This is a genomic window from Marinobacter sp. SBS5 (assembly GCF_048285575.1).
In the GTDB taxonomy this organism is placed as follows: Bacteria; Pseudomonadota; Gammaproteobacteria; order Pseudomonadales; family Oleiphilaceae; genus Marinobacter.
This window is the reverse complement of record NZ_JBLWAZ010000006.1, coordinates 24,382-48,864: the sequence shown is the minus strand read 5'-3', so window position 1 is coordinate 48,864 and position 24,483 is coordinate 24,382. Positions and strand designations below refer to the sequence as shown.

The following is a 24,483-nucleotide window of genomic DNA, read 5'->3' as shown; positions in this document are numbered from 1 at the left end:
TCTATGCTCGATTTAACTAGCCAACAACCGTTCGCACAAGGCTCTAACCGCAAGTGCTACACACACCCGCTGGACGCCACTCGGTGCTTGAAAGTAATTCGCCCCGAAAACATCACCGCGCGATTTGAGCGGCAATCGCCCGTGAAGCGACTCCTTGGCGCAGATCGGCTCAACGATAACGACCAAGAAATTCGAGCCCACCACCAGCGCGCCATCCTACAGCTCTTTGAGCAAGGCGATGAGGCGTTGGTCTGGGCGCATCTGCCCAAGTTCTATGGCAGCGTTCCCACCTCATTGGGCGAGGCCAATGAAAGCGAACTGATACGCTGCGCGGACGGCAGCGTTGCGCCAACACTTGAGCGCCTAATTAAAGAGCAAGGCCTTACCCCCGAGCTGAATCAGGGCGTCGAAGAGTTTCTCTCTTGGCTGCAGCAAACCAAAATACTGACCAGAAACCTGCTCCCCCACAACCTAGTGATTTCAGATCGATTTGACCACCCTCGCCTGTTTCTGGTTGACGGGCTGGGCGCACCGACCATCCCACAAGCACTAGATGCCATACCGGGTTGGAGTTCACGCTACATTAAACGGAAAATCGCACGATTCAGGAAAAGACTGGCCTGGGAACAAAGCGATTCGGGCTTATCTTGGGAAGATTTCCAAGGCTTAAGATAAACGCCGCAAGGTCAGCATGTTAGTATGTCGTCCACTTTGAATGTTAACGGAACTGTCAATCATTAAAACGCGCGGAGTGCACTCATGATCCATCCCGTCATCATGGCCGGCGGCACCGGCTCTCGCCTTTGGCCACTGTCCAGGCAACTGAACCCGAAGCAGTTCCTAAAACTGACGGATGATCATTTGTCGATGCTGCAACTCACTGTGGCCCGACTGGACGGCATGGAGTCTGCAGACCCACTTCTGATCTGTAACGAAGACCACCGCTTCCTGGCTGCCGAACAAATGCGGCAAGCGGGTTATAAAGATGCGCGGATTATCCTAGAGCCTTGCGGCCGCAATACCGCACCCGCCATTGCCCTTGCGGCCCTGCAACTGGCGAAGGCGACCGATGACAGTGCTGACGACCCACTGATGCTGGTACTTGCTGCGGACCACCTGATACAGGACGTCGCAGCTTTCCAACAGGGCATCCAGAAAGCGATCCCTCTGGCCCGACAAGGCAAACTTGTCACCTTTGGCATTGTCCCCAGCCATGCCGAAACTGGCTACGGCTACATCAAACAAGGTAAAGAGCTCGAAGACCGCAGCTATGGCGTCGACCGATTCGTCGAAAAGCCGGATCTGACCACTGCACAGGACTATCTGGCTTCCGGCGACTACCTCTGGAACAGCGGCATGTTCATGTTCGGCGCGCGCCAGTATCTGGCCGAACTTCAGAAGCACCGCCCGGAGATTTTGTCGGTGTGTCAGGCTGCGGTTGAGGATGCCAACGAAGACCTTCACTTCACGCGTGTTAACGAAGCCATATTCGCTGAGTGCCCTGAGGACTCCATCGATTACGCCGTGATGGAGAAAACCCAAAACGCGGCTGTGGTAGCTCTTGACGCTGGCTGGAGTGACATTGGCTCTTGGTCTGCCCTCTGGGACGTGTCCGAGAAAGACGCGAACGGCAACAGCTTCATGGGTGATGTTATTGCCCACGACACGACAAGCACTTTAGCGCGTTCCGAAAACCGCTTGATCGCCACGGTCGGTGTGAGTGATCTGGTGATTATCGAAACCAAAGATGCCCTGCTCGTTGCCCATAAAGACAAGGTTCAGGACGTTAAAAAGATCGTCGAACGGCTCAAGAGCGATGGCCGAAATGAACACATTAATCACCGGGAAGTTTACCGGCCTTGGGGCGTTTACGACTCCATCGACAGCGGCGAGCGTTACCAAGTCAAACGCATTACTGTAAAACCCGGCGCAAAACTGTCCGTTCAGATGCACCATCACCGCGCGGAACATTGGATTGTGGTGAGCGGCACCGCCAAGGTGACCAATGGCGAGAAGACTTACTTGGTGACGGAAAACCAGTCTACTTTTATTCCGGTTGGCCAGGTTCACTCATTGGAAAACCCGGGAGTCATCGACCTTGAGTTGATCGAGGTTCAATCAGGCTCCTATCTAGGCGAAGACGACATCGTGCGCTACGAGGATCGGTACGGCAGGTCATGAGTAAGCTGAAGTATTTTCTGATCGCCGGCCTTTTGAGGCTCGTTAGCTTTTTGCCTTTGCGTGCCGCTCAATTTATCGGGAAGTGGCTTGGCCTCCTTGGCTGGGCCATGAATGGGCGGTCCCGAAAGGTGACCGACACCAATATTCGCATCTGCTTACCGGAATTGACTTCTGCCGAGCAACGTCAGCTATCAAAAGACTCCATGGCGCACACCGGCATGACCGCCGCAGAAATCCCTTTGATGTGGGAGTGGTCTGTTGAGAAATGTCTGGGACTGATCAAGGAAACGAGAGGGCTGGAGCTGGTAGAGGAAGCGCTCGCCTCGGGCAAAGGCTTAATCTTGCTCGCGCCACACATTGGCAATTGGGAGTTGATCGGCCTGCTGTTCTCATCCCGCTACAAGATGGCCTCGCTCTATAGCCCCCCGCATATCAAAGAATTTGAGGATTATATGATCCGGGTCCGGGGGCGCGTTGGTTCAGAATTAGTACGAGGAGACCGCAGAGGCTTGCTTCGCCTGATGGGCATTCTCAAAGAAGGCGGCGTTGCCGGCATCCTACCCGATCAATCTCCACGTGGCAAAACCAACGCTTACGCGCCTTTCTTCGGAATGGAGGTGCGCACGATGACGCTGGTCAACAAGCTGATGCTGAAAACGGGCGCTAACGTACTGGTAGCCTTCGCCGAACGGCTACCCCAAAGCAACGGTTTTCGCATTATCGTGGAAGAAGCGGCTCCCGGAAACGGTGATGCTGACCCAGTTGTCGCGGCAACTGCCTTGAACAAATCCGTCGAGAAAGTCGTCCGGATGGCACCGGCTCAGTATCAATGGGAATATAAGAGGCTCCGGCACCGGCCGCCTGGAAACCCAAACCCGTACTACCCAGACAGGGTTTGCCGCTGATTCGCCATTGTCGAATACCTGAGCAAGTGCAGACAGGCATCTGGCCAGAACCCGCGTTATACTAGCCACTTTCTTTTACACGCTAACTTTTGGACACTGGAATTTTATGGCCCCAACGTCAATCGGTGTGGTTATTACCACCTACAACTCTCCCCTCTGGCTGAGCAAAGTACTGACGGGCTACGAATGTCAGACATTCACCAAGTTCCGGGTCATCATTGCTGACGATGGCTCTACCGATGAAACTCGCGCTCTGATCAATAGCTTTAAAGAACGAGGCATCTTGGAGATCGACCACGTATGGCACGAGGACGACGGTTTTCGGAAGTGCCAAATTCTCAATAAAGCCATTCAAGAGACACGTTGCGACTACCTGATCTTCACTGATGGCGACTGCATACCCGAGCCGGACTTCGTGAAAACCCACCACGATCTTGCTAAGCCCGGGCTCTTTTTGTCCGGTGGCTATATCAAGCTCACCATGCCGGTATCCGAAGCCATTGCAGATGAGGACATCCGCTCCGGTGTCATTTTCAAACCGGACTGGCTGGTCGCTCACGGGCAGCCGAAGAATCACAAATTGTGGAAACTTTCCCCTTCAACGGGATTCCGCAACTTTATGAACTGCATCACGCCTGCCGCTGCTAGCTGGAATGGCATGAACAGTTCCACCTGGACTCAGGATTTGATTGCCGTTAACGGATTCAACGAAGACATGCAGTACGGCGGCTTGGACCGGGAACTGGGCGAGCGCCTCTGGAACTACGGCCACAAATCTCAGCAGATACGCTACAGCACGGTTTGCCTGCACCTCGATCATGCTCGCGGTTATTCCAAACCCGAGATCTGGGCGAAAAACAGAGCCATCCGAAAAGCCGTGAAGGACAACAAAACCTTCTGGGCGGAAAACGGCATTGCAAACGACCGACCACCAGCCCACAAATAAATATAAGCCTCTGATCAAAGGTTCTGAGAATGAAAGTTAAAGAATATCCACCGTCTTTGTGGCGCACACTTCAGTTGAAATCGTTACCTGCTAAAAAGATCAAGGGTGGGCTTTCTGAGAACGTTGCCAAAGACGTTGTCATCTCATTTACATCGATCGCCTCGAGACTTAAGTATGCACACCTGGCGGTGAGAAGCATTCTTTCTCAGACGGTAACGCCTGAGGGAATTGTTCTCTGGCTTGGAAAAGATTGTGAGCCTGAAATCCCTGAGCAATTGCTTAAATTAACTGGCGGTATATTTAGCATTAGATTCTGCGAGGATGTTGGCCCGCATACCAAACTGATTTATAGCCTCTCTGAATTTCCAGATCGTCGTATTGTCACCTGTGACGATGACCTGATGTACCCTAGGGATTGGTTGGAAAATCTCCTGAAAGCAGCCGAAGAGTTTCCTAATGATATTATCGGTAATCAGTGTCGACTGATCACGGCGGCGGCTGATGGGGAGCTTTGGCCTTATAAAAAATGGCCATACGAACAACCTGGCGCATCGCATGCCAACACGCTCCCCCTAGGTTATGCCGGCGTTATCTACCCCCCAAAATCACTCCCGGAGTCAACGCTATCGCGCGAACTGTTCAAACAGCTTTCACCGAAAGCTGACGACTTGTGGTTCAAGGCCATGAGTGCCGTAAACGGTACCAAGTCCAGACGCTCTTCATACCAGACGAGCAAGCCGCTACCAATTCCATTCTCACAGGCCGTATCCCTGAAAAAGACTAATGTCAGGGAAGACGGTAACCGAGAACAATGGAGCAAGCTTGCGGAGCACTTCGAATTGTCATTGGATAGAGCTTAAATCAGTACATGCAATATTTACGGGACACACTGTATCAGCAAGTTGATGCTGGCCACGGCATCACAGCCTTTAAGCGTACTGGCTGGCCTAGTGAAGACGCAGTGTCTGGCAACTGGAAAGAAGCAATCGCAAGCATGCTCCATGGAGAACAGCCCAAAGCGAGCGTCCCATGGATTAGCGGTGCTTCCACCCCCGTCATACTAAAAGTAAACGAGCTGAAGTACCCAAGTCAGCGAGTAAGGGCTCTACTAGGAATTCAGCGCCATGGCCGATATGAATGGGCTACCGCCGAAATTCACACCGCACTGCAGATGCAGGGGAAACCTTACATACCAAAACTGTATGCATACGGGTGGTCAAAAACTCGTTTCGGCTTGCCGGACAGAATATTCTCTATTACGGAATTTCTGAGCGAAACCAAAAGCGTTGAAGAGATTGCTCGCGACGAGGAAAGTTCCGAAATAGCATTACGCTTGGCTCTCGATACATTCCGTCAGGCCATCGACGATGGCCTTCTTCACTTAGACCCTTGGGCAGGAAATTGCCTAATTTCTAATAAGCAGAAAAAATGCTGGCTGGTCGATCTAGAATTTTCCAAGCTAAACAGTAAAGCTCCCATCGAACATACGTTGGGCTTTTGCTGCGGTTTTTTCTACAAGGGAAGTATAACTAACCATTTCACCCCTGCAGAATATCAAAAGTTTGTTTCAGACTGGTTTTCCCAAGTATTGCCCAGCAAGAACTTGCAACTCTTTATCGGGAAAATGGACTTTTACATGAACAACCATGTGAAAAGGAAGCGGCGTTTTGCAGCATTCTAGCTATAACTGTAGCATTGCAAGATTCGGCCTCGCTATTGGTGACCTGCCCAGCGGCCTCAATCGGATTGAGGCCGCTTCATGTTTGTTTAGCCGAAAGGAACATTGACAGGAACAGCCGCTTCAAAGCCCTAACGTCCAGTCGGTTGATCCGCAAAATCCGCACGAGCGTTCGCCTATAATCCTCGAATAGCCCGGCATCTTTCTGCCTTCTTGCCAGCAAATTCAAGTAACGTGATGCAAGCTTAGGATGACGATCAATAAAGCCTGCATGCCGATCCGCAACCAATGCATCACTTTGGGCCTGTTTAAGCAGGTTCTCATTAGTACTCAGCCGAGGCCCCGCATGTACAAAACAGTCAACGAGAGGCGTTGTTATTGCACCACAGCCGCTCCCGCCACTCAACATTCTAAAAGCTAACTCGCGATCCTCAGAAACCGTAAGCGACTCATCAAACCCTTCGAACTGACGTAGAATTTCGGTCCTAAAACACATCCCGCTAGCCCCAACATAAGCCACGGCTTCGTAGTCTAGCTCTGAAGAACCGGACTGCCGACGAATCATGCACGGCCGCTGACGGGTTACGGCACTTTTCCCGGACGCTTCATCCTGTACGTTCAACGAAGACCAAGCAAAATCAATCTCACCTTTCTGCGCATCAAGAAATTCGATCATAGCTTCCGCATAGCCAGGGAGTAGCACATCGTCATCATCTAGAAAAGCAATGTACTCTCCGGCAGCTCGAGCTAGCCCCGTATTTCGAGCTGCAGACACACCACGAGCATGCTCATGACGTAACAACGAAACCCTGGAGTCCAATTGCGCGCAATTAGCGGCCGGACAACTTCCATCATCCACCACAATTATTTCAAGATCCGCATAGGACTGATTCGTTGCCGATTCGACAGCTTTTATTAGCCTATCAGGCCGGTTATGGGTAGGAATGATTATTGATAGCTTAGGCATGTTTCTCCAGGCAGCAGCGGTTGTGCAAGAGCATAAGTATATCCGATTAAGTTTTGGGGTTCAGTCCGCTAACGGCATTGCCATAATGAACATACCCTCTTCACAGCCCTCATACATGGTACAATGATAAGTCTTTCCCATGCCGCCACACTTTCAAGTAACCATTAACGCTCATGCAAAACCCACACGCTCTCCCTGCCTCGGACTGGCGCGACGTTATTAATTTTACGCCACTTTTCTACGCCATGACGGCTATGTGGTGGATACCTGATGGTGATAAATATACCCCAGCCATTATTCTTGCCATTCTTGTTTTCTACATCGCGTCACAAGCATGGAGAACTAGACAAAGAGCTACGAACTTTGCCAAGCATATTTTTTCGAGTGCCGTAACTACATCTGCTCTAATTTGCGGCACTGGCTACTTACTTAACGGGGGCAGCATTTCTGAGTTAAGAACACTTTCAGCGCTATCGATTTTTGCTTGGCTATCAACAACCTTCAAGCTCAACTACTGGGCTTGGCTGTCAGTGATTTTCATTGCAGGCGCAGGGTTTATTACCGTGAGCTACTACCAATACTTCATTGGAGGAGTGACTCGCGCGCATCTTTATTACAATCCTATTCCCTACGCGACGGGCCTAGGTACCGTGCTGGTCAGCTCTCTATTTTTAGCAGTAACATCTCAAAAACTACCCATAGCACTATCCGCTTGGATCGTCACTCTGCTTCTTTTTTCGGCTACCGCGATGACTGGGACTCGAGGAGTTGTTCTTCCAGCAGCATTGATCATATGCACGGTTACCTCCTATTACCTTTGCAGAAGCAAAAAGCTCAGAAAATCAGCCATCGCTGCCACCATCTCTGCAGTTTTTGCCATTTCCGCAGTGGGTCTGCACATTTTTGAAGACCGAATTGACCACACGCTAGCGGAGATTTCTCTCATCGCGTCAGGAGACAAAACCAGCTCAATCGGGTTACGCCTCCAGTTTTGGGAAGCTGCGACCGTAATGGCGACGATGGAGCCCCTTACCGGACTTGGGGAAAGTCACAAATCCGTATACCAAGAATTAGCCGCGCAAGGTTTGGTTGACCAAGCAGCCGCAAGCTACGCCCCCCACCATTATCACAACCAATTTCTGGATACATTGGTAAAGCGGGGAGTTCCCGGATTACTCGTTTTATTGATCTTGCTGATCCTACCCACAGCTCTCGCAGCCAAATATTATCGCGACACCCCATTGGTGCTTGGCAGCATTGGAGGAATGACAATCCTGTATTCGGTAGCATCACTAACGGATGTCCCTTTCAACCACCCCGTGACCATCAACCTTTTCGTGTTGTCGTCAATAGCACTTCTTAGCCTGAAACCCGACCCACAACGCTAGCAATCTACACTCACGTCACCACCCGCTTATACCCAGCGAGCTTGCATAGGGCGGCACCGACCTTTCGCTTAAGTCGTAAGCGCCGCTTCTTAAGATAGTTAGCAAAACCTTTCTCACCCTTCGCACTCAACCCTGCTCGACTACTCTCAATATAGCTTTCGCTTCTATCTTCTGGATGCGCCAGTTGATTACTAAAATGAATGACCCCATCCGTTTGGGTGGGAAAAAATGCCCACCAAGCATCAGCCAATTTCAACGATTCGTTCTGGGAAGCCAGAATACGTTCGGCGCTTGAACGAGTCACTCCATAACAGCATGTCCGAAGTATGTGAGCGTTTGAATACCGAGGCAGTGCATACAAGTGGTCTCGACCAGCCACTTTGCCAAGTATATATTTTCTAGAAGGCAAACCTTCCTGGCCGCCAAATATAATCAATGCATTATCCGGAATCACGCCGAGGTCATCGATGGATGCCGCCAACGACCTGTCATTGCCAATCACATCATCTTCGAGGATGACTGCACGCTCCGCTCCTGTTTCGAGAAATAACTCCAGGGCCTTAATGTGACTTAGACTGCAACCCACTTCTGCTGGCGCGAGAATACGCTTATGGTTTTCCATAGCGCTAGACGCGTAGCGAAAATAATCTTGGGCACTCAACTTGCGACCGTCCACCGCCTCGACCAGCGTCATGGTCGAATAGAAATCAGGAAAACTTTTCTCTAAGCGCTCACGGCGTTCCGAGTCGTCTTTCATGGAGACCAAAAATATCGGTGTGCTCTTCATCAATCAAACTCTCGATCGGGTGCCGCATCTCTGGCGGCACGCTTGATGCGTAACATTTGTTTTTTCTTAAAGACTCGATGCTCAAAGCTTTCGGTGTCAGACCTCAATTCTCCCGGGCTTTCTCCCCAGGCATCTAGGTATGCTTCGTGCAAAATCCGCGGCATATCTCCAGGCGGAAGCCTTGCCCCCAAATTAGCCAAATTCGTAAGTGCCAGCGATTCGCTCAGGCCTCGAGGGTGCAGCCGCACATCATCTTCGTCAACCATCCGGATAACGTCATCGGAATTTATGAGGTAATTAGTCAAATTGCAGTCGAGTTGCTCAATCCCTAACTTGTGGAGATCAGCTACGGAGCGCCCTAAAAGCTCCAAAAGCTCCAAAACTCGAGCTTTTTCGCTTTGCTCGGAGGCAGATCGAAGGACCTCACGCATTGATTTGTATCCCGAGAGGAATTCTGTGGCAAAACCAAAACACTGAAGCTTCTGAACCCACCCTGCATAAACAATACCCGGCACAGGCCCTCCTGCACGCCGGATTTTTTTACCGCGCCAGAGTGCTCTCAACCAATGAATCAATCCAAACAACGGCTTTCGATAGCATTTGATCGCGACTTCCTGCCCATCAATCAAAGCGCGATAAGTAATGCGGGTTCGCCGAGTATTGGAGTGAAGCTCTTCTTTAAGCTCGATAGTCGCCATCAGTAAAAATTGCGCTCTAAAACATCAAATTAACGTTCTTCATGCTGATAGGCATGGAGCAAAACGTCCCAGTACGCTTGTCGTTGTTCATCGCTCAGGTGCGTACAACGTTTCTCAACAGAACGACGTAAACGACTCAAGTTTTTCTGGCGCCACGGAGAACTCAGTTTATTGTCGCCCGACGCCACTAGTCTGCATCGATCGAAATCAATCAGATAAATACCTTCGCCCGCCACCAAAATGTTGTCACAATTCAAATCCACATGATCCAAACCATGATCGTGAAACTGGCGAATCACCTTACCCAACCTTCGCCATAGATGCTCATTAGTAATAGACGCACAATCGGCAAACGTTACCGCACCCGGTATGCGCTTGATCAAAATGGCCGCCTGATACCAAAATAGGCGATACCTCCACACAATTGCAGCGACAGGTTCTGGTACAGGCAAGCCTGCAGCATGCAACTGTTCCAGTAAGCGATGCTCAGCCACAGACCGCGCGCGATCAAACCCCGTAAAAAAGTAGGTTTTCTTGGCAATCCGGGACATAAGCCCGCCTCGCCGGTAGTGTCGAAGCACGATATTGTCAGTGTCTCGGCGTATAAACCAAGCGCCACCCCGTCCCCCAGACGAGACGGGTTCCGCACTGACACCCCAGTATTCGGGATGAAACCATGCTTCAGAAACACCATGAAAGGCTTCAGCAACCACTAGCTTTCGTTGATCAGGAGGCGTAATTCGGCTCGCGGCTGGGTTCACAAACTGGGTTCTCCGAGGCAGGTACTGATCGGTGCTGGATAAAGACGTTGAAAGCCCTTTGGGCTAAACTGGCGCTCAGTTTACCAACGAGCCCTCCCGGGCTCCACATCCAGCAGTGAAAGATTAGTAAACGGATCTTAAATCAATGAATTCCATCTGTATCCTCCGCCTATCCGCCATCGGCGACGTCACTCACGTCATTCCGGTTGTTCTGAGCCTCCAAGAACAGCTACCCGGCGTCCAAATCACCTGGGTCATTGGTAAAATCGAAGCCAAGCTAATTGGCGACCTGCCGGGTGTCGAGTTCATTATCTTCGACAAGAAGGCCGGTCGGCAGGGCTACGCGGACCTGCGGCAGCAAATGAAAGGCCGAAAGTTTGATGCCTTGCTGCACATGCAGGTCGCCTTGAGAGCGAACCTCGCAGCTGCGTTGATCCCGGCCAAGATCAAGGTCGGCTACGACAAAGCTCGCAGCAAAGACCTACACAGCTTGTTTATCAACAAGCGTATTGCTCCGGCGCCACAGCAGCACGTCAGGGATTGTCTGGCGAGCTTCCTGGAACCATTGGGGCTCAAAGCCGCCCCACCCCAATGGCACATCCCACTGTCAGACGCCGATCATGAATTTGCGCGCAGTCACCTGGCCGCAGACCGTAAAAACCTGATCATCAGCCCCTGCGCCAGCCACACGCTGAGGAACTGGCCGGCGGAACGCTACGCGCAGCTTGCGGACTATGCCATTGAAGCTTACGGCATGAAGGTCATTCTCGTGGGCAGTCCGGCACCTTTTGAGGCAGAGTACTGCACCGCCATCGAAAGCGCCATGAAGCACATGGCCCACAACATTTGCGGCAAAGACACTTTGAAGCAGCTCACAGCCATGATGAGCGAAGCTGACCTTGTCGTTGCACCGGATACCGGCCCTGCTCATATTGCAAGCTCGGTGAATACCGACGTCTTAGGCATTTTCGCCGCCAGCAATCCCAACCGCTCAGGGCCCTACAATTCTCTGAAATGGTGCGTAAACCGCTACCCGGAAGCACTGCAAAAGTTCACAGGTAAAACCGTAGAGGAAGCGCGCTGGGGCGCAAAGGCAGAATTCGAGGGGGCGATGGAACTTGTGTCCGTCAAGGACGCTACCGAAATGCTGGACCGCTGGGCGACCGAAAACAGCTGATCACCCAAAACAAACTCGCTGAAGCTCCAAAACACGGCCGGATTAACGGCCGCTCAGTAGCTTCAGCGAGCGCTGTACCGCAAGTTTTATTTACGGGCGGTGTAATCCTGATAAGACTTCTCTTCTACAAAGCGCGAACCTAGCGCCAGGTTCACTTCCTTCTTGATGGCTGCACGCTTGTCGTTGGTGACATAGACCGCACGAGCGAGCTCAATAAAACGTGGGCCGAAGTTCTGGTCCGCTTCTTCGTCACGGATATCGTCTTCAATTACCCACAGCTCTTCGTTCACCGCTTTAAGCTGCTTACGCAAATCGGCAATCTCAGCAGCCTTGTCTTTTACTGCTTCGTCCCAAGTTGCGCTCAGCTCATCAAGCTCCAAACGCACGTTCTTGACCTTCGCTTCGTCTTTAATGCGCTCGGATTTGATTTCAAGGATCGTGATCTTATCCAACACTTCACCGAAAGAAACCGGTACCTTGATTACGTCTGCCATTGTCTTGCCCTGTTTTTCCGTGAGTTCAATATAGCGAAGCCGCCGGAACTGAAAGCACCGGCGGCCACCTTGGAACAGCTAACTGTCTTAACCTTTAACGTGGGTCAGCCACTCAGAATGCTGAGCCAGCTTACCCTTAACCGCATCAAAATACATGCTCTGAAGCTTTTCCGTGATCGGGCCACGCTTGCCTTCGCCGATGGTACGGCCATCCAGTTCGCGGATTGGCAGTACTTCGGCGGCGGTACCGGTGAAGAAGGCCTCTTCCGCAACGTACACTTCGTCACGGGTAATGCGGCGCTCTTTCACCTGCAAGCCAAGTTCTTTGGCGAAATCGATGATGGTGGCGCGGGTGATACCTTCCAGGCACGATGTCAGCTCAGGAGTGTGCAGAACGCCATCACGAACGATGAAGATATTCTCGCCGGAACCTTCCGCGACATAACCTTCGTTATCCAGCAACAAAGCTTCTTCAGCACCGCCAGAGATAGCTTCGTTCAACGCCAGCATGGAGTTGATGTAGTTACCGTTGGCCTTCGCCTTACACATGGTGATGTTGACGTGGTGACGAGTATAAGAAGACGTACGCACCTTGATGCCCACTTCTTTGGCCTCAGGCGACATGTACGAGGGCCAACTCCAGGCGGCAACCATCACATGCACTTGCAAGTTATCAGCACGAAGACCCATGCCTTCAGAACCCAAAAACACCATAGGGCGCAGGTAAGCTTCGTCCAGATTGTTTTCGCGAACGGCGGCACGCTGGGCTTCGTTGATCTCATCTTTGCTGAACGGCATCTTCATGTTCAGGATGTGAGCCGAGCGGAACAAGCGGTCGGTGTGCTCTTTTAGGCGGAAAATCGCCGGGCCATTAGCGGTATTGTAGGCTCGCACCCCTTCAAAACAGCCTAGGCCGTAGTGCAAGGTATGGGTAAGGACGTGGGTTTTGGCATCACGCCAAGGAACCATTTCACCATCCAGCCAGATAACGCCATCGCGATCAGCCATCGACATTTCTTTTCTGCTCCTAAAAAAGCGATTTTCGGGGAACTCGCATTCTAGCAGGAATACTCGCCAGAAATAAATTTAGCTTGCTAACCAAGCATGACTTTTTTCCACATCTTTTCGATATAAACACGCTCATCAGCAAATCTTTCCCCCTCCACGCGACTGCTCAGGTTCTGCAGCGCCCGCCGGTGGATAGTGGATCGCAAGGTAATGTATGCCTCACGTAGCTTCTCAGTGTCCGCCACGTCGAGCACTCCGGCCCGTCCTAACTCCTCTAATTGGCGAATGTTATCGCTCCACTGGGTCAGCTCCGGGTGCTCGGCACTCCAGGCCAGCATCAGGTATTGCACCATGAACTCAATGTCCACAATGCCGCCGAGATCGTGTTTAACATGAAATTCCTCGGCTCTTTTGGCCTCTGGCGTTCCAAGATTGGCACGCATCTTCTCCCGCATGTCGACCACTTCCTTACGCAGCGCCGGCTTATCACGCTTGGTACACAAAATGTCATGCCGAACCCGCTCGAACGCGGCCAAGGTATCTCGACACCCCGCCACACCTCGAGCGCGCGCCAACGCTTGGTGCTCCCAAGTCCATGCATCATTCTGCTGGTATTTCTCAAACGACTGAAGCGTGCTGACCAACAGTCCCGAGTTGCCGGAAGGCCTTAAACGCATATCCACTTCGTACAACTGTCCAGACGGTGTTTGCGTGCTGAGAATGTGCACAATACGCTGGCCAAGGCGCGTGTAGAAGATGGCATTATCGATCGGCTTTTCGCCGTCGGTGGTCAAGAGCGGGTCGGACTGATGCACAAACACCAAATCAAGGTCCGACGTATAACCCAACTCGATACCACCCAGCTTGCCGTAACCCAATATCGCGAAGTCGGTATCGCAAGCTGTTCCATCCGAACGTTGTGGACGTCCGTGCCGACTCACTAGATTCGAGAAAGCCACATCCACCACATGATCCAGCACCACTTCCGCAATCCAGGTCAGGTAATCACTCACCTTCATCAGCGGCAAGGTACCTTTGATCTCAGAGGCTGCTACCCGCAAGGTATGCGCTTTTTTGAAGTGCCGAAGAGACTCCATCTGTTCTTCGAGATCTTCGTATGGAATCCGAAGCATTTGCTGGCGCAAATCATCCTGCAACGCTTCTTTCGCCGGCGGGCTGTACAAACTCTCGGCGTTCAGTAGCTCGTCCAGCAGCAGCGGCGTGTCCGCCAGCAACTTGGCAATCCACGGGCTTTCACTGCACAGCCCCACCAGCTGGGTGAGCGCATTCGGGTTTTCCACCAGCAAGACCATGTAGGCCGTCCGGCGCAGAATTGCCTCAACCAACTGCAACACCCGCTCCAACGTTTCCGAGGCATTCTCAACGTCGGTCAACGCGCTCAGCAACAGCGGCATAAACTGATTCAGGCGTTTCCGCCCTTGGGTTTGCATCGTTTGCACGGTACGGCCATCGTGCAGGGCCGCCAGCAATTTGTAACTGCCCTCCGGGTTTTCGTAGCCTTGCTCGGCCAGCCACTCAATGGCTGCAGGTTGATCCATTTCCGACAGCCACAGTTCAAACCAGCCATCGTCCACCGCGGCATCGCCGTCACCCTCTTCATCTTCGGTGGCGATGATGTTGGCAAAGTGCAGTGCCACCCGCTCTCGATGCGCCGCTAACGCCGACTCACAAGCAGCCCAGTCGTCAAACCCCATGATGCGTGCGATACGAGCCTGGCACAGAGGGTTATCCGGCAGTGTTTGGGTCTGTTTATCTTCCACCCCTTGCAGGGCATGTTCGATATTCCTCAAGAACACATAGGCTTCACGCAGCTCATTCACCACTGGTGAGGGCAACAACTCTAATTCTTCCAATTCTTTGAGAATTTTCAGCAATTCCCGCTGCTGCAGCTCTCGATCACGACCGCCGCGGATAAGCTGAAACGCTTGCACCACAAACTCGATTTCCCGAATGCCGCCGCTACCCAGCTTGATATTGTCTTCCAGCCCCTTGCGCCGAACCTCCCGGCCAATCATTGCTTTCATGTTGCGGAGCGATTCGAACGCACTGAAGTCGATGTATTTCCGGTAAACGAACGGCCGCAAACTCTCAATCAGAATCGCTCCCGCGCGTTGGTCACCGGCGACCACCCGAGCCTTCACCATGGCGTAGCGTTCCCAGTCACGGCCTTGGTCCTGATAGTAGGTTTCCAATGCCGCGAAGCTCAGCGCCAACGCACCACTCTGACCATAGGGCCGCAGCCGCATATCTACACGGAATACAAACCCGTCAGCGGTAATCTGGTCCAACGCCTGAATCAGCCGCTGCCCTAGCCGGATGAAAAACTGTTGATTATCCAAGGCACGGCGACCACCTTGGGTTTCGCCGTTCGAAGGAAAGGCAAAGATCAGATCTATATCCGAGGAAACGTTCAGCTCTCGGCCGCCAAGCTTGCCCATCCCCAGCACGACCATTTTCTGGGGTGACTCCTCCCCCGTTACTGGATCTTTACCCCAAGGCGTACCAAATTCATGGCAGGCTTTGGCGTAGAGCCAGTCCAGCCCGCCATCAATACAGACGTCGGCAAAGGCGCTGGTGGCCAGCATGGTTTCTTGAAGGTCTGCCCACCCCATTAAATCCCGCCAGATAACGCGAAACTGCACCTCACGGCGGAAGCGGCGCAAAGCGCTATGCAGAGCGGGCTCTGCGTCTACGCCTTCCTGGTAGCTGGCCCAGCGTTCCGTCAGCCACGCTTCGGTGGTAGGCTCGGTGATAGGGCGAGCGGCGAAAGCGTCGCGCATGAAATCAGAGTGGCGCTCAAGCGTTTGGCGCAAGAACACGCTGCGCGCCAACGCCTCGGCAATGTCCGCCTCGGATACCACGGCCAGCCAGCTCGGCACGCCGCCCGGAAATACCGATGACCAGCAGGCCGACACATCATCAGCAAGCGTTGCTGGCAACGATTCCCAAGGCTCGGACATAACGCAACTCCCTTATCTCTCTGATATATTCCGAGTACTGTATAACGAACTCGCCAAGGACTGAACAGGCCCCGACACCAATGATGAGAAACAAGCGACCGCTAAATCCGGAGCATACCCAGTCGCACCTGCCCATGGGAGGCCTGATACGTCAGCGTGTCAAACGGCTTTTCCTTGCGCTTGCACTGCTGGTGAGCGCTCAAATTCTGATTCTTTGGGCGGTCGAGCCACTGACGTTTCTGGAAGCCTTCTGGCTGACCATGACGACTCTGGTAACCGTTGGCTACGGTGACTTCGCGCCGGTGACCGCCATTGGCCGCATCAGTACGGTATTACTGATGTTTATATCGGCCATCACCCTGCTGACCTTGATTGTGAGCGACTATATTGAATACCGCTTCTACCGCCGTGAACGAATCCTGACTGGACGCTGGATCTACAATATGAAAGACCACATCGTAATCATCAATACGCCCCGAAGCGGAGGCGAGCAGTACTTCATGCGCTTCGCCTCTCAAATTCGCTCGATTCCGGAATACCATACCGTGCCCATCATACTGCTGACTCGCCAGTTTCCCGGTGGTTTGCCAGCAGAGCTAAGAGATTGCGGCATGGTGCATTTTCACGGCGCCGGTAACGACCCGGAAGCACTCAAAGCCGTACACGCGGGCGACGCTCGGCACATTATCGTGCTGGCCGCAGATGAAACCGATGCTTTTTCGGACAGCCTGACCTTCGACATCGCACACCGTCTGACAGAATCCAACCTGGGTCATCGCACAACGGCCGAATGCGTCAGTGACAACAACCGCGATCGTTTCAAGACCCTCGGCGTGCGCACCGTCATCCGCCCCGTGCGCACCTACCCGGAAATCATGGTGCGCGCTGTGGTCGCGCCAGGGTCCGAGAAAGTCCTCGAGGACATGTTCAATTACGAACGCGACCACCCTCATCGCTATGAGCTCGAACTGGACGATCTGACTTGGGCTGACATCGTCAGCGCGCTCGTCCGTCACGGCATCGGAACGGCTCTGGCCTATATCGACCATGATAACGAGGTGATCTGCCACCCGGCCTCCAATAAAGAAGTGGAAGGCAAAGGACTGATCGTATTGGTAAGCTCCAGCGACACTCCGACCGTGACCGTGGTGGAAGAAGCCTTGGACCGGTATCGAGAATTCCTCATGAAGTGGCGCGAGCTGCAGGGCAATGGCGCGGAACATCATAAATAGAACCAACGGGGTCATCGATGTCATTTCTGGACGCTGAATTCTTCCAGCCATTAGTTACAGCGCTCGCAGCGAACGACGACAGCGAGATACAGTCAGCTGCCGCTACGTTCAACGCAGCGGACTTAGCTGATTTCATCGAGGCGCATCCCGAAGCCGATGCCGGCATTCGTCTGATAAAGGCATTGTCCACGGAGAGCGGAGCCAAAGTACTTGGGTACATCGGCCCGGCAACCCAAACGCTGATATCCAACCAACTACCCACGCGCAGCCTGACCGAGCTGGTAACGGCCATGCCGTCGGACGAGCGGGCCGATTTCTTCCACCTATTGGACGAAAACAAACAACACACCCTGCTTCAGTCGCTCGCCAGCAAAGAGCGAGAAGACCTGCGACGCCTGACAAGCTTTGAAGAAGGCACCGCTGGGGCGCTGATGAGTTCTGAATACGCGATGATCAGCACCGGCGTAACCGCCAGCGCTGCCATCGACCTGCTGAGAAACACCGCCCCCGACAAAGAGACCATCTATCACGCCTATGTGGTCGACGATAACCATACTCTGCTGGGCGCGGTTTCTCTGAGGAACCTGATCACGGCAATGCCCAGCACTTCGGTCAACGACCTGATCGCGACTGGTTTGGTGACTGCCAATACCGACACTTCCCAGGAAGAAGTGGCGCGATTGATTTCGCGGTACGACTTACTCGCCCTGCCGATCGTGGATCACGACAACCGACTGGTCGGCATCGTGACCTACGATGACGCCATGGATGCCGCCGAAGCCGAGGCCACCGAAGACATGCACAAAGGGGCGACGGTCGGCAAACTCACCGGCACTCTTCGAGACGCCTCCCCATTTTCCCTGTATCGCTCACGCGTACAGTGGCTGGTAATTCTGGTGTTCGCCAATATCTTTACCGGCGCGGGCATCGCCTATTTCGAGGAGATCATTTCCGAACACATTGCTCTGCTCTTCTTCATGCCTCTGTTAGTCGCCAGCGCGGGTAATGCTGGAGCTCAATCAGCCACCTTGATGGTTCGAGGCATGGCCACGGGCGATGTCACCGTTGCCGACTGGGGACGCCTACTGGGCAAAGAAACATTAGTATCCACCGGCCTTGGCCTCACGATGGCTGCGGCCGTGATGGTGGTTGGGCTACTAAGGGCCAGCCCCGAAATAGCGGGAGTCGTTGCGGTCACCATGATTGTGGTGGTAATGGTAGGCAGCCTGATCGGCATGCTGCTGCCCTTCCTGCTCGACAAACTGAAGTTTGACCCAGCGACCGCCAGCACACCGCTGATCACGACCATTGCGGACGTAAGTGGCGTGCTGATTTACTTCAGCATTGCCACCGCCTTGCTCGATATCAGCTAGCGGAGGCGATCGCGAGTTGCAGCTCGCCGATGCGGGGAGCTCGTTGAACGAGGTCAGGAACGGCGGCACCACGGATCAATTCAGGCATGAGCTGATCCCACACAGCCTGGAGGCCCGCTTTACCTGCTTCTCTTTGCACAGATCGCAACGACTCAGCCGAGAAGGAAACGGACTCCTGAAGTAGCCAAGCGAGACTTAACTGGTGCAGAAAGGCCGTCACGGATAGCGCCTCGGGACATTGGGCAAGTGTCGGCTGATGAATACCGGCAAGGTGGTAACCCTGCTCCGCCTTACTCACCAGATTGAGGAACACCGGAACTTCACGGGCCAACGCCGTTGCCCAGACCATCAGTGATGATGGCGCGCCGGACTTCAGCTCGAACTCCACTTCGTGCAGCGGCCTTGCACAGCCACTGCCCACAATCTCTCCGAAATCCACCGCCACCTCGATCACGGCGTCAGCGGTATTCAGCATCACAATCTGACGAGTGAAATTGGTTTCGAAAGCCAGCTTCAGCTCGGATAAATCCAACTGATCGTTCAGCGGGGTTTGCTCGAGTAACGACAAGTCCAGATCAGCGCTCGGTATCTCCCACTCCCACTCTTCTCGACGATGAGCACCGTCCACAAACTCGCCTTGGGTTTTCAGGGTTTGTATGTAACGGCCGCCAGTCTCACGCACGCGCAATGCTGCTCTGGCGAGATTGAGTGCTGCGTTCGGGGTGTCGTAGTAGCGATTGATCAGCGTTTTTCTCGGGCCTTCGGAAGCTTCCGGCTGGGCCAGCAACCATGCAAGCGCGTTGGTTTGGGATTGCTCTGACAAGGTGAGTTTGATTTCGAGCTCGGTAGCCATAGGGAATTCCTGAAAAACGGAGGGGCTAAAAATACAAAAACCGGTGACCTAAGTCACCGGTTTTCGATACTACTGGATTAGCTGGTTAGCTGATCAGAAGTAGTAGGTAGCACCAACAGAGACAGCTGAAGCTTCGCTCTTGTTAGCAACACCGTAAACTCCGTCATCACCGCCGGCCAGGTTGCCTTCAACGTAGACGTACATGTTATCTGACAGGTTATGCAGCGCCTGCAGAGCAACAGTGTCCATCTTGGCGTCGCCGCTTACACCGTCAGCTTCTGCCAGCTCGTATGACAGCGCGAACACGTTTTTGCCCAGAGTGTAGGTACCTTGAACACCAACAATGTCGTAGGCATCTTTACGAGTCTGATACTCAAGTGAAGCACCAAAAGCATCTGCGGCGTATGCTACACGCACACCGTAGGTGTTTTCGTTGTTCTTCGGAGCTTCAGCTGTGCTGGAAGAATACGATGTAGCGCCATCGTTAGAGTCCATAGCAAAAGCAAGAGTCAGCGCATCAACGGAGTAGATAGCTGCCAACTGGTATGGGTAGCTCTTGCCACCAGATTGCGCATCGCCATCACCATTGATCTGAACCGCAGCACCCAGCTTCAAACCACCGAAAGAAGGCGTCATGTACTGAATCAAATCGCCTTCACCTGTGGTGTAGCTACCACCGATGTTGTACTTGGCCACTTCGTAGTAGTTAACGATACGGTCGATAGTAGACTCATACAGAGAGTCATCAGAGCCAACCCACACCTGACCGAAGTTATCACCCTTCACACCGATGTAAGCTTCGTCCAGCTTGATCCGACCACGACCTTTTGATTTGTCATCAGCATCAATACCGTCAAGCTCAATCTTCAGAAAGCCGGTAATACCTGGTGCGATTTCATGGTCGTGCTTCACACCGATAGTGGAACCGTTGTCGTTGTGAGCGATGTCACTGCTGCCGCCATCAACGTTGTTGTGGGTCAGAGCGTACTGGATGTTACCGTAAACAGTCGGCAGGTTGCTTTCTTGGGCCAGAGCAGCGCCAGAGAAGGTTGCAGCTGCGATAGCAGAAGCAAGAATAGTTTTTTTCATGTTGCATCTTCCTTTGTGAGTTAACTCAGGTTCTTCGACGGGTCTTAAGGCCCGATCTTTTCTTTTTATCCCAACAAGGCGAACAGCAGGCCTTGATTCTCAGTCACTTACAGAACTCTGTTAAAGTTCCCTGTGATGATCCTGTTTTAATACAACAATTACATTTTTGCAAATTTTTAGCGGCTATTTTTTAACCTAAACAAGCCCCAGATTCAAAACTTGTGTGTCCGTCCATACTTACGACAATTAGAGCCTAGCATCGCAAAATTCAGACCTAAATCCACTATTATCTTTCCAACCAACACGTTACAAAACTGGTCACTTGTCGCGAGCGCCCTAAGATCAGATATCAGCACCCGGGAACCCCAAGCTACGCCCTGATCATGGGCATTATTACGTCGGCGTTAAAATGACCTATTTTGACCCACCCACTTCCAACAAAAAGGTAACCGGGCCATCGTTCACTAACGCCACTTTCATATCTGCCCCGAACTCGCCGGTTTGCACACGCTCAGCCCCCAACAGGCTCTTCGCCTCGGCCACAAACTCCTCATACAAACGATTTGCCACGTCCGGGGAAGCCGCCAGAGAAAAGCCTGGCCGGGTTCCGGAGGAAGTATCCGCCGCTAAGGTGAACTGGGGAACAATTAAAAGCGAGCCACCGGAGTCCTGAACGTTCACGTTCATCCGGCCCTGCTCATCGGGGAAAATCCGGTATGAGAGAATTTTCCGGCACAGTTCCTTTGCCTCTTTTGATGCGTCATTCCTTTCCACGCCCAAGAGTAATAAGAGCCCATTGCCAATGCTGGCAATCTGATGGCCCCCTACGGCAACACTTGCCTCGGATACTCGCTGGATCAATCCTTTCATTTAGTCCCTTGGCAACTCGGCTCGCGGGGTTAAAACACCGTAATGCACCAAAGTGTATAGAGGCCACTCAAAGGTCGCAACCCCGCCAAGTTAACAAAAAGTCTAATAATCAACCAGCTGAAGGCGTGCCTTTGGCGATAACTTGTTCGACTCCACGAATCAGCGCGTCCACAATTGCAGGCTCGGAAGCTGAATGGCCGGCATCGCGAATGATTTGCAATTCGGCTTCAGGCCACGCCGCACTAAGAGCCAGCGCATTATCCAATGGGCACACCATGTCATATCGACCGTGCACGATAACACCCGGAATCTCCGCCAGCTTTTGTGCGTCTCTTATAATTTGACCCGGTTCTAAAAAACCTTGATTCATGAAGTAATGACACTCAATTCGGGCCAGGGCGATGGCCACATGCGGATGGCCGAAATGCTCAACCACCTTTGGGTTCGGCTGCAGGGTGGCGCAGCGCCCTTCCCACACCGACCAAGCTTTGGCGGCTTGGATCTGCTCCAACTCATTACTACTGGTTAGGCGCCGATAATAGGCCGTTACCATATCGCTTCGCTCAGCCTCTGGGATGGGCGCCAGATACTCTTTCCAATAATCAGGAAATATCCGACTGGCCCCCTCCTGATAAAACCACTGAATATCCCGCGGCCGGCAGAGAAAGATCCCTCTCAGCACCAGCCCCAACACCCGTTCCGGGTGAGCTTGCGCATAAACAAGGCTGAGCGTTGAACCCCAGCTCCCTCCGAACAACAACCAGCGATCCACACCCAGAAACTGCCGCACGGCTTCCATATCGGCCACTAAATTGGCCGTGCAGTTGCCTTCCAACTCCGCCAGCGGGGTCGACCGTCCAGCGCCACGCTGATCGAGCAAAATGATCCGACAACGTTCGGCATCAAAGAACCGACGGTGATAATCCTCGCAGCCTCCGCCCGGCCCACCATGCACCACCAGCACAGGCGTACCCTCAGGATTGCCAGATTCTTCCAGATACAGTTCATGAACGTCATCCACGGCAAGACGGTGACGAGCATAGGGCTGGATTTCAGGATAAAGACTGAGCATAACCGACTCCGTTAAATGACTAACGGTAGTCTAGCCGAGAATGGCGAAAGGGATTACAGCATTAACGAGAGAGGTGTCAGAAAAACTCGAAAGGCAATCGACCCGGAGCAGAGAGACAAACACGAAGGGAAAGGCTGCGCTTTCCCTGAACTTCTCGTGAATGCCCGCACCACTCCGGGCCAACCGTGCCTTACTTCTTACCGGCGCGCTTACGCTCGTTTTCGGTCAGAAGCTTTTTACGCAGACGGATCGACTTGGGCGTTACTTCCACCAGCTCGTCGTCGTCAATAAACTCAAGCGCCTGTTCAAGCGTATGCTTGATGGGCGGCACCAGGCCGATCACTTCGTCCTTACCAGACGCACGCATGTTATCCAGCTTCTTACCCTTGGTCGGGTTAACCACCAGATCGTTATCGCGGCTGTGAATACCACATAGCTGTCCTTCGTAGATTTCCTGGCCCGGCTCAAGGAACAACTTGCCTCGGCTCTGCAGGGTTTCCAGCGAGTAAGTCAGCGCAGTGCCGGTGGCCATGGAAACAATGACACCGTTTTGACGGCTGGTCACTTCACCCAGCTTCACAGGACCGTAATGACTGAAGGTCGAAGTAAGGATACCGGTACCGGAGGTCATGGTCAGGAAGGCGTTCCGGAAACCAATCAAACCACGGGCAGGAATGGTGTATTCCAAGCGCATGCGGCCTTTGCCGTCCGGGATCATGTTGGTCATATCGCCACGACGCAGACCCATTTGCTCCATAATGGGGCCTTGGTGCTGCTCTTCGATGTCGATGATCACGTTTTCGTACGGCTCTTGCTTCTCACCGTCTACTTCTTTGATCACCACTTCCGGACGACCAACCGCCAGCTCGAAGTTTTCGCGACGCATGTTTTCGATCAGTACCGACAGGTGCAGCTCACCACGGCCAGACACTTTGAATTTGTCTGCGGAGTCACCTTCTTCAACACGCAGAGCTACGTTGTGCAGCAACTCTTTTTCCAGACGCTCTTTAATATTGCGACTGGTTACGTACTTACCTTCTTTACCGGCAAACGGCGAATCGTTGACCTGGAAGGTCATCGAAACCGTCGGTTCATCAACGGTCAGTGCGGGCAGCGCTTCAACATTAGAAGGATCACACAAGGTGTCAGAGATGAAGAGCTGATCCAAGCCGCTCACACACACAATGTCGCCAGCCTGAGCTTCGTCAACTTCGACACGCTGCAAACCGGAGTGACCCATGATCTTGAGGATTCGGCCGTTACGCTTTTTACCGTCAGCGCCGATCGCAACTACCGGAGTGTTGGTAGACACTTTACCGCGCGCGATACGGCCAATACCGATCACACCCAAGAAGCTGTTGTAGTCCAGCTGGGAAATCTGCATTTGGAACGGCAGTTCCAAATCCACGTCGGGTGCTGGTACGAAATCCACGATGGCCTGGAAAACGGCGTCCATGTTGTCTTGCATGTCTTCGTGATCCATACCTGCAATGCCGTTCAAGGCACTGGCGTATACGATCGGGAAGTCAAGCTGTTCATCAGTAGCGCCAAGGTTATCAAACAGATCAAACACCTGGTCTACGACCCAGTCCGGGCGAGCACCAGGACGGTCAATCTTGTTTACCACAACAATCGGACGCAAGCCCGCTGCGAACGCTTTTTGCGTTACAAAGCGGGTTTGTGGCATCGGGCCGTCAATCGAATCGACCACGAGCAGAACACTGTCTACCATGCTCATGACTCGCTCAACTTCGCCACCGAAATCAGCGTGTCCCGGGGTGTCCACGATGTTGATGTCGTAGTCTTTCCACTTCAGCGCAGTGTTCTTCGCCAGAATGGTAATTCCACGCTCTTTTTCCTGATCGTTGGAATCCATAACGCGCTCGCTTTCGAGCTCTTTACGGTCCAAAGTTCCGGACTTGCGCAACAATTGGTCAACCAGGGTCGTTTTACCGTGGTCTACGTGGGCAATAATGGCAACGTTTCTAAGCTTATCAATCACAACTGGTATCCTGCAGAAATT

At 52.9% G+C, this 24,483-nt stretch carries 22 protein-coding genes; 10 read left to right on the top strand and 12 right to left on the bottom strand.

The annotated features are described in order from the left end of the window. Positions 1–3: 3 nt before the first annotated feature. The 6 genes from ACNQ6O_RS14445 to ACNQ6O_RS14420 all read left to right on the top strand — a co-directional run bounded on the left by ACNQ6O_RS14445 (position 4) and on the right by ACNQ6O_RS14420 (position 5,713). Positions 4–675 carry a YrbL family protein gene (locus ACNQ6O_RS14445; RefSeq protein ID WP_418053911.1) on the top strand — a complete coding sequence of 224 codons (672 nt, stop codon included), beginning with the start codon at positions 4–6 and terminating at the stop codon, positions 673–675. An 84-nt stretch (positions 676–759) separates the two neighbouring features. Continuing rightward, positions 760–2,181 (top strand): mannose-1-phosphate guanylyltransferase/mannose-6-phosphate isomerase, encoded by a 1,422-nt coding sequence (locus tag ACNQ6O_RS14440; protein ID WP_418053910.1) that lies wholly within the window; start codon positions 760–762, stop codon positions 2,179–2,181. Beyond that, entirely contained in the window at positions 2,178–3,086 is a 909-nt protein-coding gene (locus ACNQ6O_RS14435) for a lysophospholipid acyltransferase family protein (protein ID WP_418053909.1), read from the top strand. Before ACNQ6O_RS14440 ends, ACNQ6O_RS14435 begins: the two co-directional genes overlap by 4 nt. Before the next feature lie 106 nt (positions 3,087–3,192). Beyond that, the gene (locus tag ACNQ6O_RS14430) at positions 3,193–4,032 is read left to right on the top strand and encodes a glycosyltransferase family 2 protein (protein ID WP_418053908.1); all 840 of its coding nucleotides are present in this window, start codon (positions 3,193–3,195) and stop codon (positions 4,030–4,032) included. A 29-nt stretch (positions 4,033–4,061) separates the two neighbouring features. Continuing rightward, complete coding sequence (locus tag ACNQ6O_RS14425; protein WP_418053907.1) at positions 4,062–4,892, top strand: glycosyltransferase; 831 nt, start codon at positions 4,062–4,064, stop codon at positions 4,890–4,892. 8 nt (positions 4,893–4,900) lie between these two features. Beyond that, a complete protein-coding gene (locus tag ACNQ6O_RS14420) occupies positions 4,901–5,713 on the top strand; it encodes a hypothetical protein (RefSeq protein ID WP_418053906.1) in 813 nt (270 codons plus the stop codon). A gap of 76 nt (positions 5,714–5,789) precedes the next feature. On the opposite strand, the gene ACNQ6O_RS14415 is transcribed toward ACNQ6O_RS14420, so the two are convergent. Next, complete coding sequence (locus ACNQ6O_RS14415) at positions 5,790–6,677, bottom strand: glycosyltransferase family 2 protein (protein WP_418053905.1); 888 nt, start codon at positions 6,675–6,677, stop codon at positions 5,790–5,792. 173 nt (positions 6,678–6,850) lie between these two features. Between ACNQ6O_RS14415 and ACNQ6O_RS14410 the strand changes: the two genes are divergently transcribed. Continuing rightward, complete coding sequence (locus ACNQ6O_RS14410) at positions 6,851–8,065, top strand: O-antigen ligase family protein (protein WP_418053904.1); 1,215 nt, start codon at positions 6,851–6,853, stop codon at positions 8,063–8,065. Positions 8,066–8,075: 10 nt separating this feature from the next. Here the strand turns inward: ACNQ6O_RS14410 and ACNQ6O_RS14405 are convergent, their stop codons facing one another. Genes ACNQ6O_RS14405 through ACNQ6O_RS14395 form a run of 3 tightly spaced genes read right to left on the bottom strand, consistent with a single transcriptional unit; the run spans position 8,076 to position 10,311 of the window. Next, a complete protein-coding gene (locus tag ACNQ6O_RS14405) occupies positions 8,076–8,852 on the bottom strand; it encodes a glycosyltransferase family 25 protein (protein WP_418053903.1) in 777 nt (258 codons plus the stop codon). Next, complete coding sequence (locus ACNQ6O_RS14400) at positions 8,852–9,550, bottom strand: lipopolysaccharide kinase InaA family protein (RefSeq protein ID WP_418053902.1); 699 nt, start codon at positions 9,548–9,550, stop codon at positions 8,852–8,854. Before ACNQ6O_RS14400 ends, ACNQ6O_RS14405 begins: the two co-directional genes overlap by 1 nt. A gap of 29 nt (positions 9,551–9,579) precedes the next feature. Beyond that, complete coding sequence (locus tag ACNQ6O_RS14395) at positions 9,580–10,311, bottom strand: 3-deoxy-D-manno-octulosonic acid kinase (RefSeq protein ID WP_418053901.1); 732 nt, start codon at positions 10,309–10,311, stop codon at positions 9,580–9,582. Positions 10,312–10,456: 145 nt separating this feature from the next. Here ACNQ6O_RS14395 and ACNQ6O_RS14390 point away from each other — a divergent pair, with 145 nt between their 5' ends. After that, positions 10,457–11,488 (top strand): glycosyltransferase family 9 protein, encoded by a 1,032-nt coding sequence (locus tag ACNQ6O_RS14390; RefSeq protein ID WP_418053900.1) that lies wholly within the window; start codon positions 10,457–10,459, stop codon positions 11,486–11,488. 86 nt (positions 11,489–11,574) lie between these two features. On the opposite strand, the gene ACNQ6O_RS14385 is transcribed toward ACNQ6O_RS14390, so the two are convergent. The 3 genes from ACNQ6O_RS14385 to glnE all read right to left on the bottom strand — a co-directional run bounded on the left by ACNQ6O_RS14385 (position 11,575) and on the right by glnE (position 15,971). Beyond that, positions 11,575–11,982, bottom strand: coding sequence for a DUF6165 family protein (locus ACNQ6O_RS14385; protein ID WP_305897957.1), 408 nt, complete (start codon positions 11,980–11,982; stop codon positions 11,575–11,577). A gap of 87 nt (positions 11,983–12,069) precedes the next feature. Continuing rightward, positions 12,070–12,996 (bottom strand): branched-chain amino acid transaminase, encoded by a 927-nt coding sequence (locus ACNQ6O_RS14380; RefSeq protein ID WP_418053899.1) that lies wholly within the window; start codon positions 12,994–12,996, stop codon positions 12,070–12,072. 80 nt (positions 12,997–13,076) lie between these two features. After that, the gene (gene glnE / locus ACNQ6O_RS14375; protein WP_418053898.1) at positions 13,077–15,971 is read right to left on the bottom strand and encodes a bifunctional [glutamate--ammonia ligase]-adenylyl-L-tyrosine phosphorylase/[glutamate--ammonia-ligase] adenylyltransferase; all 2,895 of its coding nucleotides are present in this window, start codon (positions 15,969–15,971) and stop codon (positions 13,077–13,079) included. 80 nt (positions 15,972–16,051) lie between these two features. On the opposite strand from glnE, the gene ACNQ6O_RS14370 reads away from it, so the two are divergent. Both ACNQ6O_RS14370 and mgtE read left to right on the top strand, forming a co-directional pair. Continuing rightward, positions 16,052–17,203: an ion channel gene (locus ACNQ6O_RS14370; protein WP_418053897.1), complete on the top strand. Its 1,152-nt coding sequence runs from the start codon at positions 16,052–16,054 to the stop codon at positions 17,201–17,203. A 17-nt stretch (positions 17,204–17,220) separates the two neighbouring features. After that, positions 17,221–18,576 carry a magnesium transporter gene (gene mgtE, locus ACNQ6O_RS14365; protein WP_418053896.1) on the top strand — a complete coding sequence of 452 codons (1,356 nt, stop codon included), beginning with the start codon at positions 17,221–17,223 and terminating at the stop codon, positions 18,574–18,576. Here the strand turns inward: mgtE and ACNQ6O_RS14360 are convergent. From ACNQ6O_RS14360 to typA, 5 genes are all read right to left on the bottom strand, one after another. Then, complete coding sequence (locus tag ACNQ6O_RS14360; protein ID WP_418053895.1) at positions 18,569–19,429, bottom strand: CYTH domain-containing protein; 861 nt, start codon at positions 19,427–19,429, stop codon at positions 18,569–18,571. The genes mgtE and ACNQ6O_RS14360 overlap by 8 nt on opposite strands. A 93-nt stretch (positions 19,430–19,522) precedes the next feature. Beyond that, positions 19,523–20,518 (bottom strand): porin, encoded by a 996-nt coding sequence (locus ACNQ6O_RS14355; protein WP_418053894.1) that lies wholly within the window; start codon positions 20,516–20,518, stop codon positions 19,523–19,525. Positions 20,519–20,932: 414 nt separating this feature from the next. After that, a complete protein-coding gene (dtd, locus tag ACNQ6O_RS14350; RefSeq protein WP_114335819.1) occupies positions 20,933–21,388 on the bottom strand; it encodes a D-aminoacyl-tRNA deacylase in 456 nt (151 codons plus the stop codon). Positions 21,389–21,497: 109 nt separating this feature from the next. Continuing rightward, the gene (gene pip, locus ACNQ6O_RS14345) at positions 21,498–22,460 is read right to left on the bottom strand and encodes a prolyl aminopeptidase (RefSeq protein WP_418053893.1); all 963 of its coding nucleotides are present in this window, start codon (positions 22,458–22,460) and stop codon (positions 21,498–21,500) included. 190 nt (positions 22,461–22,650) lie between these two features. After that, a complete protein-coding gene (typA, locus tag ACNQ6O_RS14340) occupies positions 22,651–24,462 on the bottom strand; it encodes a translational GTPase TypA (protein ID WP_418053892.1) in 1,812 nt (603 codons plus the stop codon). Positions 24,463–24,483 lie beyond the last annotated feature (21 nt).

Coding starts and splice junctions, on each gene's coding strand:
- ACNQ6O_RS14445 (WP_418053911.1), top strand. CDS start 4: ATGCTCGATTTAACTAGCCAACAACCGTTCGCACAAGGCTCTAACCGC.
- ACNQ6O_RS14440 (WP_418053910.1), top strand. CDS start 760: ATGATCCATCCCGTCATCATGGCCGGCGGCACCGGCTCTCGCCTTTGG.
- ACNQ6O_RS14435 (WP_418053909.1), top strand. CDS start 2,178: ATGAGTAAGCTGAAGTATTTTCTGATCGCCGGCCTTTTGAGGCTCGTT.
- ACNQ6O_RS14430 (WP_418053908.1), top strand. CDS start 3,193: ATGGCCCCAACGTCAATCGGTGTGGTTATTACCACCTACAACTCTCCC.
- ACNQ6O_RS14425 (WP_418053907.1), top strand. CDS start 4,062: ATGAAAGTTAAAGAATATCCACCGTCTTTGTGGCGCACACTTCAGTTG.
- ACNQ6O_RS14420 (WP_418053906.1), top strand. CDS start 4,901: ATGCAATATTTACGGGACACACTGTATCAGCAAGTTGATGCTGGCCAC.
- ACNQ6O_RS14415 (WP_418053905.1), bottom strand. CDS start 6,677: ATGCCTAAGCTATCAATAATCATTCCTACCCATAACCGGCCTGATAGG.
- ACNQ6O_RS14410 (WP_418053904.1), top strand. CDS start 6,851: ATGCAAAACCCACACGCTCTCCCTGCCTCGGACTGGCGCGACGTTATT.
- ACNQ6O_RS14405 (WP_418053903.1), bottom strand. CDS start 8,852: ATGAAGAGCACACCGATATTTTTGGTCTCCATGAAAGACGACTCGGAA.
- ACNQ6O_RS14400 (WP_418053902.1), bottom strand. CDS start 9,550: ATGGCGACTATCGAGCTTAAAGAAGAGCTTCACTCCAATACTCGGCGA.
- ACNQ6O_RS14390 (WP_418053900.1), top strand. CDS start 10,457: ATGAATTCCATCTGTATCCTCCGCCTATCCGCCATCGGCGACGTCACT.
- ACNQ6O_RS14385 (WP_305897957.1), bottom strand. CDS start 11,982: ATGGCAGACGTAATCAAGGTACCGGTTTCTTTCGGTGAAGTGTTGGAT.
- ACNQ6O_RS14380 (WP_418053899.1), bottom strand. CDS start 12,996: ATGTCGATGGCTGATCGCGATGGCGTTATCTGGCTGGATGGTGAAATG.
- glnE (WP_418053898.1), bottom strand. CDS start 15,971: ATGTCCGAGCCTTGGGAATCGTTGCCAGCAACGCTTGCTGATGATGTG.
- ACNQ6O_RS14370 (WP_418053897.1), top strand. CDS start 16,052: ATGATGAGAAACAAGCGACCGCTAAATCCGGAGCATACCCAGTCGCAC.
- mgtE (WP_418053896.1), top strand. CDS start 17,221: ATGTCATTTCTGGACGCTGAATTCTTCCAGCCATTAGTTACAGCGCTC.
- ACNQ6O_RS14360 (WP_418053895.1), bottom strand. CDS start 19,429: ATGGCTACCGAGCTCGAAATCAAACTCACCTTGTCAGAGCAATCCCAA.
- ACNQ6O_RS14355 (WP_418053894.1), bottom strand. CDS start 20,518: ATGAAAAAAACTATTCTTGCTTCTGCTATCGCAGCTGCAACCTTCTCT.
- dtd (WP_114335819.1), bottom strand. CDS start 21,388: ATGAAAGGATTGATCCAGCGAGTATCCGAGGCAAGTGTTGCCGTAGGG.
- pip (WP_418053893.1), bottom strand. CDS start 22,460: ATGCTCAGTCTTTATCCTGAAATCCAGCCCTATGCTCGTCACCGTCTT.